The organism is Flavobacterium psychrophilum, assembly GCA_001708385.1.
Taxonomy (GTDB): Bacteria; Bacteroidota; Bacteroidia; order Flavobacteriales; family Flavobacteriaceae; genus Flavobacterium; species Flavobacterium psychrophilum_A.
Map to the genome: position 1 here is coordinate 3,741,248 of CP012388.1, position 19,017 is coordinate 3,760,264.

Annotated in this window: 18 protein-coding genes and 1 pseudogene; 10 read left to right on the forward strand and 9 right to left on the reverse strand. The window is 38.5% G+C overall.

Translation table 11 applies throughout. The features are described from left to right. The first annotated feature begins 1 nt into the window (after position 1). From ALW18_16585 to ALW18_16605, 5 genes and pseudogenes are all read left to right on the forward strand, one after another. Positions 2-361: a hypothetical protein gene (locus ALW18_16585; protein ID AOE53977.1), complete on the forward strand. Its 360-nt coding sequence runs from the start codon at positions 2-4 to the stop codon at positions 359-361. A 783-nt stretch (positions 362-1,144) separates the two neighbouring features. Continuing rightward, a pseudogene (locus ALW18_16590) lies at positions 1,145-1,372 on the forward strand (hypothetical protein). Positions 1,373-1,977: 605 nt separating this feature from the next. Then, positions 1,978-2,313 carry a hypothetical protein gene (locus ALW18_16595; protein AOE53978.1) on the forward strand — a complete coding sequence of 112 codons (336 nt, stop codon included), beginning with the start codon at positions 1,978-1,980 and terminating at the stop codon, positions 2,311-2,313. A gap of 579 nt (positions 2,314-2,892) precedes the next feature. After that, entirely contained in the window at positions 2,893-3,192 is a 300-nt protein-coding gene (locus ALW18_16600) for a hypothetical protein (GenBank protein ID AOE53979.1), read from the forward strand. 413 nt (positions 3,193-3,605) lie between these two features. Beyond that, positions 3,606-4,169: a hypothetical protein gene (locus ALW18_16605; protein AOE53980.1), complete on the forward strand. Its 564-nt coding sequence runs from the start codon at positions 3,606-3,608 to the stop codon at positions 4,167-4,169. Between the two features lie 107 nt (positions 4,170-4,276). Here the strand turns inward: ALW18_16605 and ALW18_16610 are convergent, their stop codons facing one another. Further along, a complete protein-coding gene (locus ALW18_16610) occupies positions 4,277-5,050 on the reverse strand; it encodes a hypothetical protein (protein AOE53981.1) in 774 nt (257 codons plus the stop codon). A gap of 9 nt (positions 5,051-5,059) precedes the next feature. Beyond that, complete coding sequence (locus tag ALW18_16615; protein ID AOE53982.1) at positions 5,060-5,812, reverse strand: hypothetical protein; 753 nt, start codon at positions 5,810-5,812, stop codon at positions 5,060-5,062. Positions 5,813-5,993: 181 nt separating this feature from the next. On the opposite strand from ALW18_16615, the gene ALW18_16620 reads away from it, so the two are divergent. After that, the gene (locus ALW18_16620) at positions 5,994-6,551 is read left to right on the forward strand and encodes a fasciclin (protein ID AOE53983.1); all 558 of its coding nucleotides are present in this window, start codon (positions 5,994-5,996) and stop codon (positions 6,549-6,551) included. 149 nt (positions 6,552-6,700) lie between these two features. On the opposite strand, the gene ALW18_16625 is transcribed toward ALW18_16620, so the two are convergent. The 3 genes from ALW18_16625 to ALW18_16635 all read right to left on the reverse strand — a co-directional run bounded on the left by ALW18_16625 (position 6,701) and on the right by ALW18_16635 (position 10,874). After that, positions 6,701-7,774: a glutamine cyclotransferase gene (locus ALW18_16625; GenBank protein AOE53984.1), complete on the reverse strand. Its 1,074-nt coding sequence runs from the start codon at positions 7,772-7,774 to the stop codon at positions 6,701-6,703. Positions 7,775-8,219: 445 nt separating this feature from the next. After that, positions 8,220-9,122, reverse strand: coding sequence for a 1,4-beta-xylanase (locus ALW18_16630; protein ID AOE53985.1), 903 nt, complete (start codon positions 9,120-9,122; stop codon positions 8,220-8,222). 27 nt (positions 9,123-9,149) lie between these two features. Beyond that, complete coding sequence (locus ALW18_16635; protein AOE53986.1) at positions 9,150-10,874, reverse strand: carbohydrate-binding protein; 1,725 nt, start codon at positions 10,872-10,874, stop codon at positions 9,150-9,152. Positions 10,875-11,120: 246 nt separating this feature from the next. Between ALW18_16635 and ALW18_16640 the strand changes: the two genes are divergently transcribed. The 3 genes from ALW18_16640 to ALW18_16650 all read left to right on the forward strand — a co-directional run bounded on the left by ALW18_16640 (position 11,121) and on the right by ALW18_16650 (position 13,452). Beyond that, positions 11,121-11,924 (forward strand): short-chain dehydrogenase, encoded by an 804-nt coding sequence (locus ALW18_16640; protein ID AOE53987.1) that lies wholly within the window; start codon positions 11,121-11,123, stop codon positions 11,922-11,924. Positions 11,925-12,063: 139 nt separating this feature from the next. Further along, a complete protein-coding gene (locus tag ALW18_16645; GenBank protein ID AOE53988.1) occupies positions 12,064-12,765 on the forward strand; it encodes a hypothetical protein in 702 nt (233 codons plus the stop codon). 30 nt (positions 12,766-12,795) lie between these two features. After that, complete coding sequence (locus ALW18_16650) at positions 12,796-13,452, forward strand: transaldolase (GenBank protein ID AOE53989.1); 657 nt, start codon at positions 12,796-12,798, stop codon at positions 13,450-13,452. 228 nt (positions 13,453-13,680) lie between these two features. Here the strand turns inward: ALW18_16650 and ALW18_16655 are convergent, their stop codons facing one another. From ALW18_16655 to ALW18_16670, 4 genes are all read right to left on the reverse strand, one after another. Then, positions 13,681-14,589, reverse strand: coding sequence for a pyridine nucleotide-disulfide oxidoreductase (locus ALW18_16655; GenBank protein AOE53990.1), 909 nt, complete (start codon positions 14,587-14,589; stop codon positions 13,681-13,683). Positions 14,590-14,660: 71 nt separating this feature from the next. Further along, positions 14,661-16,478, reverse strand: a complete 1,818-nt coding sequence (locus ALW18_16660) for a transporter (GenBank protein AOE53991.1) — start codon at positions 16,476-16,478, stop codon at positions 14,661-14,663. Between the two features lie 192 nt (positions 16,479-16,670). Further along, positions 16,671-16,862 (reverse strand): hypothetical protein, encoded by a 192-nt coding sequence (locus ALW18_16665; protein AOE53992.1) that lies wholly within the window; start codon positions 16,860-16,862, stop codon positions 16,671-16,673. Then, positions 16,862-17,458: an ACP phosphodiesterase gene (locus ALW18_16670; GenBank protein ID AOE53993.1), complete on the reverse strand. Its 597-nt coding sequence runs from the start codon at positions 17,456-17,458 to the stop codon at positions 16,862-16,864. The genes ALW18_16665 and ALW18_16670 overlap by 1 nt, the downstream gene beginning before the upstream one ends. Positions 17,459-17,608: 150 nt before the next feature. On the opposite strand from ALW18_16670, the gene ALW18_16675 reads away from it, so the two are divergent. Then, a complete protein-coding gene (locus tag ALW18_16675) occupies positions 17,609-18,997 on the forward strand; it encodes a phosphoglucosamine mutase (protein AOE53994.1) in 1,389 nt (462 codons plus the stop codon). The last annotated feature ends 20 nt before the right edge of the window (positions 18,998-19,017 follow it).

Below are 19,017 nucleotides of genomic sequence, written 5' to 3' on the forward strand. Positions count from 1 at the left end.
TATGAAAAAAATATTATTTATACTGATTCTCATCCAAATCTCATGTAAACCTTCTGACTTAGGTAGAAATAATTGTAATGAAAATCTAAAATTTAAAGAAGCTTTCTTTCATCATATCAGATATATTGACAACAATATTACTGTTTTGCAAGATTCAACATTTATAAAATCCGTGATTTTTATTTCTAATTATGCACCTGTATCGACTGATGAGCTTATGAACTATTCTAGAACTTATCCAACAGGTATATTTCAACAGGACCGTAAAAAATGGGTAGAATGGTACGACGAAAATAAGTGTAAAAATATTCAGTTCAAAGAAACATATGTCATTCCAGAAGCTTATATGAATCATAATTAGATTATGAAATTCGTTATAGATACTAAGTTAGTCGCATATGTTTTTATATTTCTAACGTACTAAAATAAAGAATAATTTTAATAAAAATTAAAATGGATGAGCAGCAATGTTCATCCTTTGTCTTTTATAACCGTTTCCATATCCAATGAACTACCGCCACAACAATAACCAGTAAGGCAACACTAATTTGCAACACGACACCTAAGTCCTAAGTCATTGCTTAATGATGTATATGCATTTCGTTTATGGTGGTTCTCTATGCCCGTCATAATTTGCTGGCTATACTCTCGCTACGTTTGCTTTACATAGTCATTATCTTCTGACCTAATGAAGTTAATTAATGTATTTTATTGCATGGCGGGATACGCCTTTAATTAATTATAGAAGCCCTCTCAGCAATGAGAGAGCTTTTTTTGTATAATCAATTCTGTATATTTGTTTACGTTTCGATTGGAGGTTTCTGTTTATTTAAAGGAGTGTCTGAATTATAAATGATCAAGATGTTATCTTAAATTAGTTTGCGCACGAGCAAGATACTCGCGCGAGCGGAGGGGTGTGAGCGGAGCAATACCAATAAAACATTAAAAAATGGAAAAATTTAAAATATCGTTATTTGAAGACGAATATAATAACGTATTTCCGTCTTATAGCACATTATCTGACGAGGAATGCAACAACTTAAGGCTTGAAATAACAAAGAAATATCTCAAAAAGCGAGAAAATATCGTTGAGGCAATTTTTTCACTCCAAGATTATTGTGCTGAAGAAGATGCTTCAGAAGACTTTGATTTATTAAATACCTTCGATAAACTTGGAATTGTCCCACAAGAAAATGTTTATATAGATTGGTATGATTTCAAAAAAATTGACTTAATGGCGATAAAAGATTTCAGCAAGTTTTTTTATGATGTGTGGTATCCTGTAGCAGATGACATAAATATATTTGATAAAAGCTTAGATTGGGTTATGTTTATTAGGCATGATGGAGCTATTTATTACTTAAAAAATTAAATACAATGAACGAGTATGTTTTAAAGTCAGTACTATAAATTTGATATTCTTACGTTCAAAAACGAACAAATTATAAAAGTGAAATTAAGAGGATAAACAATAATGTTCATCCTTTTTTTTTCCGTTTCCATATTCAAAGCAATACCACCCCAACAATAACCAGAAAGGCAACCATAATCTGTATCACGGCAGCAACCAGTCCTAAACTGTTACCAATTGAAACAGGTGCATTTCGTTTATGGTGGTCTCTATGCCAGTCATAAATTTGCGTTTATACTCTAGCTACGTATGCTTTACATAGCCATTCTCTTCGGTATAATGAAATTTTTTGTATTGCTATTTCAGGACAAGACATCCCTTTAATTATAAAGGCACTCTCAGCAATGAGATGGCTTTTTTTATACAATCGATTCTGTATATTTGTTAACGTTGATTCTGATTGGAGGTTTCTATATATTTACAGTAATGCCTGAATTATAAATGATGATCAAGATGTTATCTTAAATTAGTTTGCGCATGAGCAAGATGCTCGCGCGAGCGGGGGGAAGCTAAAACAGTAACATACGATATTGATAAGAATAACGTAAAAAAGTAACCCAATTAAAATGAAAACATTTATATATTTAATTTTTGTTTTTTTGTTAAGCTGTAGTGTATTGCAAGAAAATAAGAGAGCTTATAAAGAAGTTGAAGAAAAATTGGTATTTGTTGAATCCTATTTAAAAGGTAAACCAGACAAGCAATTAAAAATAATCAAGGTAATAAGTTATTTAGAAAAATTAACTGGAATTGAATCTGAAGCTGATGGTTCAGAAATAGGGAAATTAAATCCCACCCAACAAGATTATATTAAATGGAAAGAATGGTATATTAACAACAAAAAAAGATTGTATTACGATAATGGAACAAATTCTGTAATTGTTAAAAAAGGATTAGAGTAATCTGTTACTTTGACTAAATCTAAATTAAGCTCGGTAACTGAATGGTTTCGGGCTTTTTTATTCTCCTGTTTAAAAAGCCTTGAATAGGATTTAAACAATTTACTTTAAAATCATTTCCTCCGCTCGTGCGAGCATCCTTTTCGTGTACGAAACATTTTTCTCCACACTATCTACGCTTTATCAAATAGATATCGGCAAATGAAAACCGGCCGGAATATACTTCAAAGACAATATACAGAACTATTTGCAATTTAAGCGACTTACTGTAGTATTGCTAGGTTCGCTTTACATAGTTATTCCCTTCTGATATAATGAAGTTTTAATGTATCGGCATTTCAGGACGGGAATCCCTTTAATTATAGAGGCACTCTCAGTAATGAGAGGGCTTTTTTTATACAATCGATTCTGTATATTTGTTTACGTTGATTCCGATTGGAGATTTCTGTTTATTTACAGGAATACCTGAATTATAAATGAGGATCAAGATGTTATCTTAAATTAGTTTGCGCACGAGCAAGATGCTCGCGCGAGCGGGGGACATTTTAATACGAAGTACATGGAGAAATATTATTATGTAGTATGAGTAAAATTTATAAAATAATAATTACAGGGCAATTAATGATTAACATTATAGTTATTCTAATTATTTTTGGAGTAAGATTTGTCCTTATAAATTATTTCAATTTTAAAGGCTTAGATGCTGGAATAATTGGTGTGATATTAGGTTGGTTTTACTGGAGTGTCGCTATAAAAATATGGATAAGTTGGGCTTTTAAAAATGGTCTTTCTGTTGAAAAAGTTTTATCTGTTGGACGAAAGAATTTATTATTATGGAATAAATCCACTATTGATAACGCTCTGAACAGAAAGAGAAAGTAATTTCTATAAGTATCTATCGTGTAAGGCAGCTAGGATGAACAGAAATGTTCATCCTTTCTTATTATAACCGTTTCCATATCCAATGCAGTACCGCCCCAACAATTACCAATAAGGCAACAATAATCTGCAACACGGCACCAAACAAGTCTTAAGTCGTTACTCAATGATGTTGGTGCATTTCGTTTTTGATGGCACTCTACACCAGTCATAAATTTACTGGCTATACTCTCGCTACGTTCGCTTTACATAGTCATTCTCTTCTGACCTAATGAAGTTAATTTATGTATTATTATTATTACAGGACGGAATATGTCTTTAACTATAGCGGCCTCTCATTGCTGAGAGGGCTTTTTTTGTTATCGTAGTTTTTTTGTGGATGTTTTTTTTTAACTTTATCTGCGCCAATCAATTAAATGTATGAAAAATACGCTATGAAATTATTACTATTGATATTTGCTATAGTATTAGGTACAGCTGCCCAGGCACAGACCTATGCGCCGTATACAGGTAATAAAGCCAATGGAACTGCTGTTTCAAAACCCGGCTCTGATAAGAATAAAAAAACTAAGGTTACAGTTACCGAAAAAACGTCTTTAAAAGAGGATGAAAAGCCCAAAGGCGATTTTCAGGACCTCATGAATAAAGCTGTAGAACAGCTTCATCAAAAAGATTATCAAAAAGCAGAAGGCTTTTATACCCAGGCACTGGAGGTAAGCACACCAGAAACCGCATGGCGTGCTTTGATGTCTCGTGCTACATTGTATGCAATAATGGAGGATGACAAAAAAGCTATAGCAGACCTTACATCTGCTATTGAAAGTGGTGACACTCCTCAAAAGCAGTTAGCAATTATTTATATATCGAGAGCAAGGCTACTGGCTAATAATAAGAATATGGATCTTGCGTGCAAGGATGTTGCTAAAGCTAAAGCACTTGGTTTGCCGCAAGGGTTTACCATTGACATAAAATGTATGTAATAGTGTCTGATTATTTAATAGACTTTTTGCACCTTCACAAAAAAAATATTTTTTTGTTCCTTGCTCATGCGCGCAAAAATAGATCAAGGCAATAGATTTTCTCTACACTACTTACGCTTTATCATATAAATATCGCCAAATGAAAACCGACCGGAATATACTACAAAGGCAATATCCTGATCGGGTAGGGTGTAATAATACAATCCGTTATAGTAGTCGTTGTTTGATGCGAAGAATAGTGCACTGCTTTCACACCTTATCTTTACTTTAAAGGTGTCTTCTTTGAATTTTATAGCATAATAGCCTTGCCCCAGCCAGTAATATTTTTCCCCGCCACCTGTTGGATTGAATGTACTGAAAGGGTTTAATGCATCGGCATTAAATTCCTTCTTTGCGAAATGTTCCATATGTATTACTTGTGATGTGTCGGAGTAATTGTAGAAGGGTTCAATTTGGTTGTTTAGCAATTTTGCATTAAGTGGGATACTATCTACTTTCGTAATCGTACCACCGCCATCAATAGATAAATATTCGATTTTAGTGTAACCATCAGTATTTGGTTCACTGATATTCTGTTCTGTTTCTACAAAAACTTTTTTAAGCGTTGCGTCATAATACAGATGTCCTGAAACATCTTCTGTTTTTTCCTCTTCTATATCTGCGTCTGTAACAGCGGCGGCTGCCTCATTACCGGAGTGAAATACAGCTTTCCCGGCTACATTCAGTTTTGTAAAGATATAGTGCTGTGAACTTCCGCCGGAATTGGCATCGCTGTATTGTTTGTCGTACCGCGAACTATAGAGCTTATTTATCGCTAAAACCGCTAAAGGAAAACCAATTATAACGACGACTACTATAATTATCATTCTGAACTTATTCATGTTAGCAAGTTATTTGTGTTTAATCATGTAAATACTAGTTGGTTCCCGGTTTTTGTAATCTATGATAAAAGCAATGTCCTGATTGGGTAGGAGGTAGTAGTTTAGGCCTGTTTCATAATCATAATCGTTGGAGAAAAGAAAAGCCCTGCTTTTACACGGAAACTTAAGTTTTAAGACATCATTTTTAAATTTCAGATCGTAGTAGCCGGGTCCGTTCCAATAGTATCCGGGGCTGCCTCCAGTAGGGTTTCCCATGCCTCTTAGCGGGTTTAACGATGGCGGGTCAAAATCCTGTTTGGCAAAGTGACGCATGTATATAACCTGCGACTTATCATGCCATCGTTGGAAGGGTACAAGCTGGTTCTTAACCAATCGCGCTGTTTCGGGTATGCTGTCCAGTTTGCTAATGTTGCCCTGGTTATCTATAGCATAATAAAATTCTACTTCGTCGTTAAATCCACTATCATTGGCAATGTACTGTGTGGCAACGACCATTGTCTTATTTTGGGCTTTGTCGTAAAAAACATGGCTTGTAATGTCTTCCTCTCCGGGGAGCATAGTTCGCTGCGTGCTGAAGTGGAACGATATCCTTCCCGGGATGTCAAGTTTGGTTATGGTGTAATTTTTAGAAGACGCACCTTTGTCGGCGTCAGTGTATTCTTTGTCGTAGTAAATACTCGATAGTTTATTAACTACGATAACCAATACGGGGAAGCCAATGAGTATGGCTATTATAATGATCATTTTTCTGAATTTTTTCATGAACAAAAATTGCTATAAGTAATTTCTTTAAAAATAGATATTTACAATGAAAAACGGTCATTATAAATGCATCTGAATTTTTGTAAATAAGTTAAATATTTCTAAAAAAATTAAGCGTATAAAAACCATAACTGTAATTACGGCGTATCTGTCTCTATAAACTTTAAACAAAAAAACAACCATGAAAATTTCAAAAATCTTTTCGGCAGCGGTAATCGCACTTGCACTAATGACAGGAACAGCATCATTTGCTCAAAAAACTAAAATGGTAGGCGGTGCCGAGATGTACCCTACAAAAAACATAGTAGAGAACGCGGTAAACTCTAAAGACCATACAACACTTGTTGCTGCAGTTAAAGCAGCAGGGCTGGTAGAAACATTACAGGGTAAAGGTCCGTTTACTGTATTTGCGCCAACAAATGCTGCGTTTGATAAACTACCTAAAGGAACTGTAGAAACATTGCTTAAACCGGAAAATAAAAAGATGCTTCAAGGTGTGCTTACATACCATGTGGTATCAGGAAAATGGAGTGCTGCCGATGTAGCTGCGGCTATTAAAAAAGGCGGTGGTAAAGCTGAGGTTGCAACTGTACAGGGTGGTAAATTATGGTTCATGATGAACGGTAAGGACCTTTGGATACAGGATGAAAAAGGAGGCAAAGCTAAGGTTACCATTGCAGATGTTAACCAGTCTAACGGTGTTATCCACGTTATTGATACTGTGTTAATGCACAAATAAGAATTAAGTTCGTGTTAGATAAAAAATCCCCGATGTATTTATACACCGGGGATTTTTGGGTTTATGATATCAACTAAACTGGTACTTATAAAGTACTTGGATCGCGAAAGTAGCTAACGAATAACCAAATACGCAAATAATCAATTTGCCTACTCCTTAATACGTATCTCAAACATCTTGTCCCAGTTTTTACCGGTAACAAAGAAGGTCTTGGTTTTAGGGTTATAAGCAATACCGTTAAGCACATCAAGATCTTCGTGCTGTGTTACTTTGCTTTTTAGTGCAGAAAGGTCTAATATACCTTCTACAGCACCATTTTTAGGATCTATGATAGCGATGGCGCTTTTCTGGTATACGTTTCCGTAGATTTTACCATCTACCCATTCCAGTTCGTTTACATCGGTAATTTTAGAACCTTTAGTATATACATTCAGGTAATCGATTTCTTTAAATGTTTCCGGATCTACAATATAAATCTTTTCGGAACCATCTGTCATGTACAGATTCTTACCATCATTGGTAAGTCCCCAACCTTCGATTTGTTTAAAGTAGGGTAACGTCTTTATTTTAGCCAGTGTGTTGGCATCATATACATACGCTTCGTTACGTTTGTAGGTAAGCTGGTATATTTTGTTATTAAGCACCGTTGCGCCTTCACCAAAGTTTTCGGCATCAAGCTGTGTCCTTTTATAAACTTCGCCTGTTTTGGCATTCGATTTCCTTATATCAGATACCGCCCGTTTACCTGTACGGCCTGCGCCGCTACCTGTACTTTCTATAAGTGTATCGCGTAAAAACTCAAGTCCCTGTGTATAGGCAGTAATATCGTGAGGGTAGGTATTTACGATATCGTATTTCAGAATTTTAGGATCTACGTTGCTCATTAACTCTACGCGGCCTGTAGTTTCGGTATTCTCACCATTGTAATATACAAGGGCTTTAATGTTCTGGTAACCGAATTTTTGTGCATTAAGAGGAAAGTCAATCTTTTTGTTAGCGACAGAAGATGCTATTTTCTTATCGTTAATATAATATATAACCGAGTCAATTTCCTTGTTTTTGGCATTGGTAAGCTGTAAAGGAAGGGTTTCCTGCGGCTGATATTGCTGCTTTAGGTTGGTTGCATCTATGCTAAATAAATTTTTTTTATCTTCTTCGCTATCGCCGCACGATACTACAACGGCTCCCAATAAAATGAAAGCTAATAAGTTATGTTTTTTCATGGTCAAATAAATAATGAAGCCAATATACAATTGTATTTTATATCTGGCAATTGCCTTGCGAAAATACAAAAAGATTGTATATTTGCAGCGGCAAGTCCTACACGACCAGCTCCTACTGACTCCTCCAGGGTGGGAACACAGCAAAGGTACGTGGTTGAGCGGTGCGATGTAGGTCGCTTGCCATTTTTTCTTTTTTTAGTAGTCTCCTTTAGGGAGATTTTTTTTTGGCCTTATCTGAGGTAAATAGACTCTTCATTATAAACTGACCTTATCCCCAACCCCTCTCCGAAGGAGAGGGGGGCGAACCTCACTCGTAACTATTATGAGGTTGTCAATATTCCAATTTACACGTAACGGCTCCCTCTCTGAAGGATAGGGCTGTGGTGAGGTTATTTAGATTTCATGCTATTCCCTTTCGGATAGTGGCAGGGTAAGGCGACAATAGCTAAAGCCATTTCCCTGCAATAAGCCATTTCTTTAGGTCATCCATCCATTTATCGGTGGTAGTAGGATTGTTCATCCCGAAACCATGTTCGCCATGAAGGTAGGTAACCATTTCGCAGGCTACACCGTTTTTAATAAGTGCTTCTTTATATACCCTGCTGTTGCCGATAGGTACAGCGCTATCGTCGGCAGCGTGTACAAGGAATGTTGGTGGCGTGTTTTTGGTGACCTGCAATTCGTTTGAATATTGTCTGATCAATGCTTCAGATGGATTCCTGCCAATAAGGTTCTCACGGCTGCCCATGTGCTTCAGCTTGTCTGTAAAACTTATTACCGGGTAGATCAATACCGAAAAATCAGGACGCAATGAAGTATTTTTAGGATTGTCTATCACTTCTCTGTTAAATTGTGTCGACGCGGTTGCGGCTAAATGCCCTCCAGCCGAAAAGCCCATAACACCAAGTTTCTGCGTATTTATATTCCATTCTTTGGCGTGTTCGCGAACCAGCTTAAAAGCCTGCTGTAAATCCTGTAGCGGGGCAATGCTCTTATCTTTCATGATAGCATCGTTCGGCAGGCGGTATTTTAGTATAAAGGCAGTAACGCCCATATCATTCAAAGCCTTTGCCACATCTACACCTTCATGCCCCATAGCTAAAACGCCATAACCTCCGCCGGGACAAATAATAACAGCACTTTTTAAGGGTGACTGCTTAGCAGGTTTATACATTGCAAGGGTTGGTACAGATACATTGCTTACCGCATAAAAGCCGTTATTGGTAGTTACTTCTTTAATTTCTGAAGGTTTACTGTTGGGTACAGTTCCTTCATATAAAGGGATAATCTGTTGTGCGGAAACACCCAGTGATCCGGATAATAGAACTGTTAGGATAATTTTTTTCATGGTTGCTATTGTAAGCTGCTAATATACTTAGTCTACTTTAATAATTTCGGTTGCTTTGGTTATTCCGTTTTCGTTAAAACTCTCAATACTAAAATAATAGGTGCCCTTGTTTGAAAGGGAATTTATATCGATGCTGTTACTGCCATATACCTGGTAGTTAAGATACAGCTCATCGTGCTTCCTTCCGTAACGGATGTTGTATCCGGTGGCTTTATCATCTTTTTTCCATTGCAGTGTAACAGAACATCTGTCTGCGGTATTTCTTTTGATATTGATTTCCGAGACTATAGCCGGTTTTTCGCCATTGCCTTTACCAAATACCCTTAAATCTGATATTGCAAAAGTACCTGATGGCGTGTACAGGTTATTGACCCTTACATAGCGTGCAGTTACCGGTTTTTGTAGTACAATATAATCGTGCGGTGCATCGGCTTTATTTTTTGATTTATCCACCAGCTTTTTCCATGATTTTCCATCATCAGAATATTCTACGGTATATTGATAGTAAATCTTATCATTCCTGCCGAATACTTTAGTTTCATGCTCTGCGAAATTAAGCTGTAGTGCATTTACAGTATACTCTTTTTCAAGGTCTATCGATAGCCACTCGCCTTTATTACCTGTTTTAGCACTCCAGTAGGTTCTTATATCTTCATCGGAAGCCAAAGTTGTTTCATGACCTGCAATGGCGGAAGATGCAGTAGTAGGCTTTTTATATGACAACAACATTTGACCTGTTGAAAAATCCTGTTCGCTACTAAATTTCTTTTGCGGTAATACCATCGGATAATCACCATAGCCTGTATAGGTGTAGGCTTTCTGTTCATCATTTATAAATACAGGGAACAGGCTTAGCCTTCTTTCAAAATTGTGTTTTACAGAAATGGTACTTGTTGTAATATGCCAGTAGTTGCCATAGTTGTCCTGAAACGTACAGCTGTGCCCGGCTGCAGTAGCAAAACCTCCCGGTCGGTATGAAAACGGGTTGTTCTCCATAAGCCTGAATGGGCCAAGAGGCGACTGGGCAACATAAACTCCATCGCAATAACTTCTGTATTCGGTACCGGGTGTAGAATATTGCAGGTAATAATTTCCGTTAACCTTTGTCATCCACGCACCTTCAGTCCATGGTTTTTCTTTACTTTTATTGTCGTCACCGGGACGTTCCCATCCGTTATTTGCAGTATCTTCATTAAAGCACGCAACAGCTTCTCCTATCGGCATAAATGTCTTGCGGTTCAGTTCAATACCATATATGGGTTTGATGTTAGAACATCCGTGATACAGGTAAAGCCTTCCGTCATCATCCAGAAAAAGGTCGGGATCAGTAACCGGGAAAGGAAAAGCCTCGTTTACCACCTTCCATTTGCCCGATTTCGGGTTAGTGGATTTATACACTTTGCTATTGGGCGTATTTTGTGTTGATGCCATAAAATACACTGCATCGTCTATAACAACGACGGCAGGGGCATAATCTTCAAAAGGAAGATCGGGAGAAGTTATAAAATCCCAGTCAGCAAGATTGGTTGAATGCCAGTATCCGCCAGACTTAGAAGCAAATAGATAGTATTCTTTTTTAAAGTTTACGATAACAGGATCTGCTGCTTCGCGCCTTGAAGGTGCATCGAGGCAAAAACGGTAATTAAAGTTTAATGGGTTGCAGATAGTTAGTTCATTCGCTGTACCTGACTGGCAGAATGCCATTTGCATCCCCAACAGGAGTAGTCCTAAAGTGTAAAGTTTTTTAGTCATCAATCGTTGTAGTTGTAAGTTGCTAATATAGTCAATTTGACAACAAGGTGTAATGCCGTTCGAAAATTTGTAAATGTGTCCTCACTCCAACCCTTTCCGAAGGATAAGGAGTAGCCATACTTAAATCTATTATAAAACTATTTATCGTTTTAATTTTAAAGTATGATTCGTTATCTCTGCTGAATTATCCTTTGCGTTTGCTATTATCTTTGGTAAACATTAATTTCGCAATCCAAATAGTACATAATGAGCAAAGTTATATTTATAACCGGCGGTTCGTCGGGCATTGGCAAGTCGATAGGAGAGTTCCTTCATGCGAAAGGCTATACCGTATACGGCACCAGTAGAAACCCGGAGCGTGTGGTTGGGTCGGTTTTTCCATTGGTAGCGCTTGATGTTCGCAATGCACAAAGCATTAGTGAGGCAGTTGCCGAAGTAATTACCAAGGCCGGAACTATAGATGTCTTGATTAACAATGCGGGTGTAGGTATTACAGGGCCACTGGAAGAGATTCCCGCCGATGAAATTAAAAATAACTTTGAGACAAACCTGTTTGGACCCATTGAGGTAATGAAAGCCGTGCTTCCGCAGATGCGTGCCCAAAAAAGCGGACTCATAATTAATGTAACCTCGATAGCAGGCTATATGGGATTGCCATACAGAAGCGTGTATTCTGCAAGTAAAGGTGCGTTAGAGCTTATCAGTGAGGCATTACGTATGGAAGTGAAACAGTTTGGTATTACCATAACCACTGTTGCCCCGGGCGATTTTGCTACCAATATTGCCGCTGGACGTTACCATGCGCCGGTAGTAAAAGGTTCGGCATACGAAAATGTATACGGAGGCATACTGGCCACAATGAATGACCATGTTGATGCAGGCAGCGACCCTACGCAAATGGCGGAAGCTGTTTATGCTATTATGAAAACACCTAACCCCGAAGTACACTACAAAGTAGGGGTGTTTATGCAGAAATTCTCAATAGTCCTTAAGAGGATATTGCCGGGTAAAATGTATGAAAAGATGCTTATGAATCATTATAAGCTTTAAAATATAGTCACTCTATAATCAACAGCATAGCCTAAAAGTTATGCTGTTTTTTTATTCTCTAAAATAAACGAAAACCATTGCGTGGTATAGTTTAAATTGTAGATTTGCACCACAAATCAATCTAATTTTATACCAATAAATGAAACAATTATTTATTGCTGCTCTTTTTTTTATGACGGCAGCAACGACTGTACACGCACAGGATGACGCGGCAACAACTAAAGATCCTAAATTTATAGTAACAGGAAATCTTAACTACGCTTATAGGCTGGCTAAAATTGACAAAAGTTACACAGGAATTCAAAGAGAGTATCTTAAAAATCTAAAGTCCGGTGTAAGTTATGACATAAGTGCTTACTACATGATTAATAAGGAGCTTGGTTTTGGTTTAAAGTTTAATTCATTCAATTCGTCTGAAGGCCTTAACGGAGTTTACGTGTCAGCTCCAAATGGTGAAACAGGATATGGAAATATTTCTGATGAGATTACAATTTCATTTTTTGGTATTGGCGAAATTTATAAATTTGGTAGATCAGGAAGCAGGCACAGCGGACTTTTAGAAGCAGCATTAGGTTATATGCGTTATAAAAACGATGCTTTTGCTATTGATAACTATACACTTACGGGCGGTACATTTGGTTCTGCCATATCTGTTGCCTATCAGTACGAAGCTTTTAAAAACTTTTCAGTGGGACCTAAATTTGCACTGCTTGGTGGTTCAATACGCAAGTATGATATCGAAGGCCCTGATGGATTCAAGGATAAGCTGACACTTGGGCGTGATAATCAGGAAAGCCTGCTGAGAATGGATTTGGGTATAGTAGCCAGCTACAGGTTTTAATTAAATAGCAACAACATAATTATTATAACAATGAAATTTTTTATTGACACTGCAAATCTTGCACAAATTAAAGAAGCTCAGGAACTTGGCGTTCTTGATGGTGTAACTACAAACCCTTCGCTAATGGCAAAGGAAGGTATTACAGGTAAAGACAATATCCTTAAACATTATGTTGACATTTGTAATATTGTTGAAGGCGACGTAAGTGCTGAGGTAAATGCCCTTGATTTTGATGGCATGGTGAAAGAAGGTGAAGAACTTGCCGAACTTCATGAGCAGATCGTTGTAAAATTACCAATGACCAAAGATGGCGTAAAAGCTGCTAAATATTTCTCTGACAGGGGAATAAAAACAAATGTTACGCTTGTATTCTCTGCTGGCCAGGCGTTGCTTGCTGCTAAGGCAGGTGCTACATATGTGTCACCGTTTATTGGACGTTTGGATGATATTTCTACTGATGGCCTTGCGCTAATTGAAGAGATTCGTTTGATCTATGATAACTACGGATATGAGACTGAGATACTTGCTGCTTCAGTTCGCCATACTATGCACATTGTAAATTGCGCTAAGATTGGTGCCGATGTTATGACAGGCCCTCTTTCTGCAATTACAGGATTATTAAAACACCCTCTTACTGATATTGGCCTTGCACAATTTGTTGCCGATTTTGAAAAAGGAAACAAATAATATACCGATCAGTATATTATTTCAGGATAAATTCACAAAAAATAGCTGCCGGATTCCGGCAGCTATTTTTTTATTTCGGGTATCGAATTTGAAGCTCGATTTATGCCAAAAACAGAAAAACCAAAAGCGTAACATTGTTTTTGTTGGGTTTGATTACCAGTGTTTTACATGGACTAATATTACGCAGCAAAATCGCGTTTTACGAACATAAAGTGCAATATTACATGCTTAAAATTCTTCCTCAATAAGGCATTTATTGATGATGGCTCCGGCCTTATTTCCCTGAGCCACAGCATGTGCGATAGATCGGAATAGCGAAAGGCAGTCGCCTGCACCAAAAACACCATTAACTGTCGATTCCATACACTTATTTACGAAGATGAAGCCTTTTTCGGTTAAGTCGCAACCCAGTTTTTCAGGAATAGGGCATTGCTGGATAAAGGGTAATTGGGTGTATAAGGCAGCCATTTCCTCTGATGTAGTATCCTTAAAATGAAGCTGTTTTATCTGCCCGTTTTCATGTTCAATATAATCAATTTCATTTTCTACTACTTTGATATTGTGTTTGTTGAGTTTTAAAACTTCGTCGGGTGTGAGAGTGCTTGTGCCATTTGTATAGAGTGTAAGATCGTCTGTCCAGTGACTTATAACCTTTGCCAGCTCAAAACCCATATCGCCATTTCCTAAAACGCCTGTTTTCAGACTTTTAACTTCATAGCCATGACAGTAGGGGCAGTGCAGTACACTTATGCCCCAGCATTCGCTAAAGCCTTGTATATGAGGAAGTGTATCGGTTACTCCGGTAGCAAAAAGCAGCTTTTTAGAGGTGTATTTCTGTCCAATTTCGGTAATAACTTCAAAGCTGTTTTCCAAAGGAATAGCATCAACTGTTAGTCCGTTTATCAGTTCAACTGTTTTGTATTCAGCTATTTGTGTTTTAGATGTATTGCGTAATTCATGTGGGTTAATGCCATCATTTGTAAGGAAATTGTGCGCAAAAGGAGTTTGTTTGTTGCACGGATTGCCGCTGTCTATAACGAGTACTTTACGTAGCGACCTGCCCAGTGACATTGCTGCCGAAAGCCCGGCATAACTGCCTCCAATAATGATAACATCGTATAAATCAGTAGATTTCATAAGTATAACATATACTTATAAAGTTATAAAACGGCAAATGGAATCGTGGTAACTTTAACTAAACTTAACGGTTACTCAATAATCATTTCCCTAAGCTTAGCCCTGTAACACTCCAATATTTTAGCTTTAGAGATAAAGCCGTGATAGCGGTCTTCTTTTATAAGAGGCAGATAATCAGTGTTGGTAGCCTCAAATTTCTCCATGATCATCTCAATAGAATCTTCCATACAGGCGACTTCGGGAGGAGCGCTCATCATCTCGTTTAGCGGGGTATATTTTATCTGGAAAGTGTTGAATAATATATGCCTTAGCTTATCGAAATCAACAATGCCGAGTAGTCGTTTTTTCTCGTCAATAACCGCAAACACAGTCTGTTTGGTGGTAGCCATCAAGCCAACAACGTCTTCACCTTTTTGGTTAGGCGAAAGGGTCTGCACATCAGTATCTATCACGTCAAGAATATCAATTCCTGATAGTATATTTTTGTCTTTGTCGGTTGTAAATACCTGTCCTTTAGCAGCTAAGTGTTTTACATCCATAGAGTGTTTTTCAAACTGTTTTGATACCGCAAAGCTTATCGATGATACGATCATTAGCGGCACCATAAGGTTGTAACCGCCTGTAATTTCACCAATTAGGAAGATGGCTGTTAACGGTGCATGGAATAACCCGCTTAGTATTCCCGCCATTCCTACAATAGTAAAATTCCCTACCGGAATATTAGAGAAGCCTATCAGGGTAAAGAACTTAGCCACGAAAAAGCCCAGGTAAGAACCCACAAACAAGGAAGGAGCAAAGTTACCTCCATTACCTCCGCTAGCAAGCGTAAGTCCTGTGGCATAGGCTTTTAATAGTATTGTAATTCCGGTGAACAGCAGTAGTACCCACCCGTTATCTTTAAAGCGTTCTACGATGGTGTTGTCTAACAGTACTTCAGGGTTAGCGTTGCTAAGTATCCTTATTGTTTCATATCCCTCACCAAAAAGCGTAGGAACCATGAATATCAGTAATGCTAATGGTATAGCGCCATACAACGCTTTGCGGTAGCCTTTTATACGAAGTCTTGCAAAGTGTGCCTCCACCTTCTGGAAGGTCCTCGCATGGTACAATGATACGAATCCTGCAAGTAGTCCTATCAATACGTAGTACGGAATATTATGATAATCAAAGGCTTGTTCCTGCCTGAAGGATAACAATACTTCTTCATTAAGTACAATGGTAGATATAAGTGCACCTGTGGCTGCCGATATCATAATGGGGATAAAGGCAGTAATGGTAACATCGGTAAGTACCACCTCAATGGCAAAGAGCACCCCGGCGATTGGGGCGTTAAAAGCGGCGGCAATACCAGCTGCGACACCGCAGGCAAGTAGTAATATCCTGTCTTTCTGGGATAATTTATATTTCTGTGCAAAGTTAGACCCAAATGCGGCACCGGTAATGGTGATGGGTGACTCAAGTCCGGCTGACCCTCCCAAACCTACTGTAAGCGAGCTGGTTATTATCTGGGCGTACATTTGCTTTCTCGGCATGATACCGCCTTTTCGGGCAACGGCATACAAAATGCGTGAGCTTCCTTTTTCCACACGTCCGTCGAGTACGCGTTTCACAACGAATACGGTTAGTAAAATACCTACAACGGGTAGTATACTGTTAATATACGGCAGTTTAAGATAGCCATTTACATAATTAGCAAAGAGGAAAACGTTGTGTGCAAACGTTTTAAGTATAATTACCGCAAGGGCAGTAGATATAGCTACTACAACGCACGAAAGGTAAATGAAATGCCTTTCAGATAGCAGGCTTTTTAGTACGAAAAATAGGGTCTCAAGATGGCGGAGGTTATTCCTGAAAAATAATCTGACCTTTGAAACTTTACGATTTTGCATTTTTTGTGACTGAAAAATTTTGGGAAATGTAATAATACGCTAAGTTAAGCCATTTGTTAAAATTTTTCCGCGAAATTATGTAATTTTTAAGGATTTGTTGGCGGAGGTGGTGCCTGTCTCTCGGAAAGAATTTTATCAATGGCGTATTCTTCCTTGTCTGGGAGATGGTTGTTGTTCTTATATGTAATCAGGTCAGACGAGTTGGTTCCCCTGGTGTTTATGCAGGTACATTTCAATCTCCCGATCGGTATAGTTCAGGTCTTCAATAGCATCCATATCATTATCAATAGATTGCTGAATGTTTTTCCTGTTGCGATAAATCAGGAAGGCTACAATAGCAGCTACTATAATCAATACATAGGTTATAAGGTTGTAGGGAATCATCATGCTGCTTCGCCTTCAAGTTCAACCGTTTTCTCTTTTACGTAAGCACGCATTTCTTCGAAAAATGCAGTGAACTCAGCCTCATATTCATCATAAAATTCAAGCAGCTCATCTATAGAGGTTCGCATACCCGATTTTAATTTGGTACGGTGATCCATCTGTGTCAGGATCTTCCCTATGCCATCTGTGGTAGCATAGCTCACCAGCCAGTTGTGCTGTATCATATGCGGCATCATGCCCTTGGTGCGTTCGGTAAGAATGTCATAGTTGTTTTCCAGCGCTTTATAAAAAGCTGCTACGAAATCCTCCAGTGAATCACTATGGTATTTCGCCCAGTTCTTTGCCAGGAAGTGGTCGTAATAAATATCCATAATTACGCCGGCATAATGATGGTAGCGCGCATGCAGGCGTTTGGTGCCCTGCCTGAAAATAGGGTGCGCATCGGTATAAGTGTCAATGGCGCGGTGCAATAAAATTCCTTTCTGCACATCTGCAGGAAAATCGGTGGGTTTACCGTGAATGCCATCGGCCATGAAATTGCCTAATTTCACAAGGTCATTATCGCCCGAAAGGTATATGTGTGCTAGAAAGTTCATAGGTACAATTTACCGAAAAGTTTTGTATTTACAATGATAGTCACCCTTTAATGGCGGTTTTAAGAAACTGTTAACAAAATCGTCCCATTATCTAAATGTTAACTATGGTGTAAACTGTATATTTGTAGGACTAAAATTCACAAACCAAATATGACACTAATTAAATCGATATCAGGCATAAGGGGGACTATCGGGGGCAAAACCGGAGATAACCTAACCCCTGTAGATGCCGTAAAGTTTGCTTCTGCATACGGAACATGGCTTAAAGGCCATGCCGGCAAAGACAAACTAACTGTTGTAATAGGACGCGATGCCCGTATTTCGGGTGCAATGATACAAAACCTTGTGGTTAATACACTTGTAGGTTTAGGTATTGATGTTATCGACCTTGGGCTTTCTACAACGCCAACTGTCGAGGTTGCCGTACCGCTTGAAAAAGCCGACGGTGGTATTATACTTACTGCAAGCCATAACCCTAAACAGTGGAATGCGCTTAAATTACTAAACGAAAAAGGAGAATTCCTTAGTGGTGCCGATGGTGCTAAAATATTGGAGATCGCCGATAACGAAGCTTTTGATTTTGCCGATGTGGATAGCCTTGGCGAAGTTACCGTTAACGATGCCTACATGGATATCCATATTGATGAGGTACTTAACCTGCCATTGGTAGATGCCGAGGCGGTTAAAAAAGCAGGTTTTAAGGTAGTGGTAGACGGTGTTAACTCATCGGGCGGTATTATTATTCCTAAGCTTTTGAAGCTGATGGGCGTAGAGGTAGTAAAACTATACTGTGAGCCTAACGGGCATTTTCCTCACAACCCCGAACCGCTTAAGGAACACCTTGGCGACATCTGCGAACTTGTGGTTAAAGAGAAAGCCGACTTTGGTGTGGTTGTAGATCCTGATGTTGACCGTCTTGCATTCATCTCTGATGATGGCGAGATGTTTGGCGAGGAGTACACACTTGTGGCATGTGCCGATTATGTACTGAGCAAAACTCCGGGCAATACGGTATCTAACATGTCATCGTCGCGCGCGCTTCGCGACATTACCCAAAAACATGGCGGCAGCTACGAGGCTAGTGCTGTGGGCGAGGTTAATGTTGTAGAGATGATGAAAAAGAACAATGCTATTATAGGTGGTGAAGGTAATGGTGGTATCATTTACCCGGAACTTCATTACGGTCGTGACTCACTGGTGGGGGTAGCTTTGTTCCTTACCTATCTTGCAGAAAAGAAAATGAGTGTGGCTGCTTTAAGGGCATCTTATCCTCAATACTATATGAGTAAAAACAAGATTGAACTTACACCGCAGATTGATGTGGATGCTATTCTTGTAACTATGGCCGATAAATACAAAAGCGAGGATATATCTACTATTGATGGTGTAAAGATTGATTTTGCTGAAGAGTGGGTACATCTTAGAAAATCGAATACCGAACCTATTATCAGGATTTATACCGAAGCGCAAACGCAGGATAAAGCCGATGCTTTAGCCGTTAGGATTATTGATGAGATTAAAGCAGTAGCGGGAATCTAATCATGAAAAAAGCTATAATT

Bases quoted from the DNA above. Each gene is read 5' to 3' on its own strand.
- ALW18_16585 (AOE53977.1), top strand. From the start codon at position 2: ATGAAAAAAATATTATTTATACTGATTCTCATCCAAATCTCATGTAAA.
- ALW18_16595 (AOE53978.1), top strand. From the start codon at position 1,978: ATGAAAACATTTATATATTTAATTTTTGTTTTTTTGTTAAGCTGTAGT.
- ALW18_16600 (AOE53979.1), top strand. From the start codon at position 2,893: ATGAGTAAAATTTATAAAATAATAATTACAGGGCAATTAATGATTAAC.
- ALW18_16605 (AOE53980.1), top strand. From the start codon at position 3,606: ATGTATGAAAAATACGCTATGAAATTATTACTATTGATATTTGCTATA.
- ALW18_16610 (AOE53981.1), bottom strand. From the start codon at position 5,050: ATGAATAAGTTCAGAATGATAATTATAGTAGTCGTCGTTATAATTGGT.
- ALW18_16615 (AOE53982.1), bottom strand. From the start codon at position 5,812: ATGAAAAAATTCAGAAAAATGATCATTATAATAGCCATACTCATTGGC.
- ALW18_16620 (AOE53983.1), top strand. From the start codon at position 5,994: ATGAAAATTTCAAAAATCTTTTCGGCAGCGGTAATCGCACTTGCACTA.
- ALW18_16625 (AOE53984.1), bottom strand. From the start codon at position 7,774: ATGAAAAAACATAACTTATTAGCTTTCATTTTATTGGGAGCCGTTGTA.
- ALW18_16630 (AOE53985.1), bottom strand. From the start codon at position 9,122: ATGAAAAAAATTATCCTAACAGTTCTATTATCCGGATCACTGGGTGTT.
- ALW18_16635 (AOE53986.1), bottom strand. From the start codon at position 10,874: ATGACTAAAAAACTTTACACTTTAGGACTACTCCTGTTGGGGATGCAA.
- ALW18_16640 (AOE53987.1), top strand. From the start codon at position 11,121: ATGAGCAAAGTTATATTTATAACCGGCGGTTCGTCGGGCATTGGCAAG.
- ALW18_16645 (AOE53988.1), top strand. From the start codon at position 12,064: ATGAAACAATTATTTATTGCTGCTCTTTTTTTTATGACGGCAGCAACG.
- ALW18_16650 (AOE53989.1), top strand. From the start codon at position 12,796: ATGAAATTTTTTATTGACACTGCAAATCTTGCACAAATTAAAGAAGCT.
- ALW18_16655 (AOE53990.1), bottom strand. From the start codon at position 14,589: ATGAAATCTACTGATTTATACGATGTTATCATTATTGGAGGCAGTTAT.
- ALW18_16660 (AOE53991.1), bottom strand. From the start codon at position 16,478: ATGCAAAATCGTAAAGTTTCAAAGGTCAGATTATTTTTCAGGAATAAC.
- ALW18_16665 (AOE53992.1), bottom strand. From the start codon at position 16,862: ATGATTCCCTACAACCTTATAACCTATGTATTGATTATAGTAGCTGCT.
- ALW18_16670 (AOE53993.1), bottom strand. From the start codon at position 17,458: ATGAACTTTCTAGCACACATATACCTTTCGGGCGATAATGACCTTGTG.
- ALW18_16675 (AOE53994.1), top strand. From the start codon at position 17,609: ATGACACTAATTAAATCGATATCAGGCATAAGGGGGACTATCGGGGGC.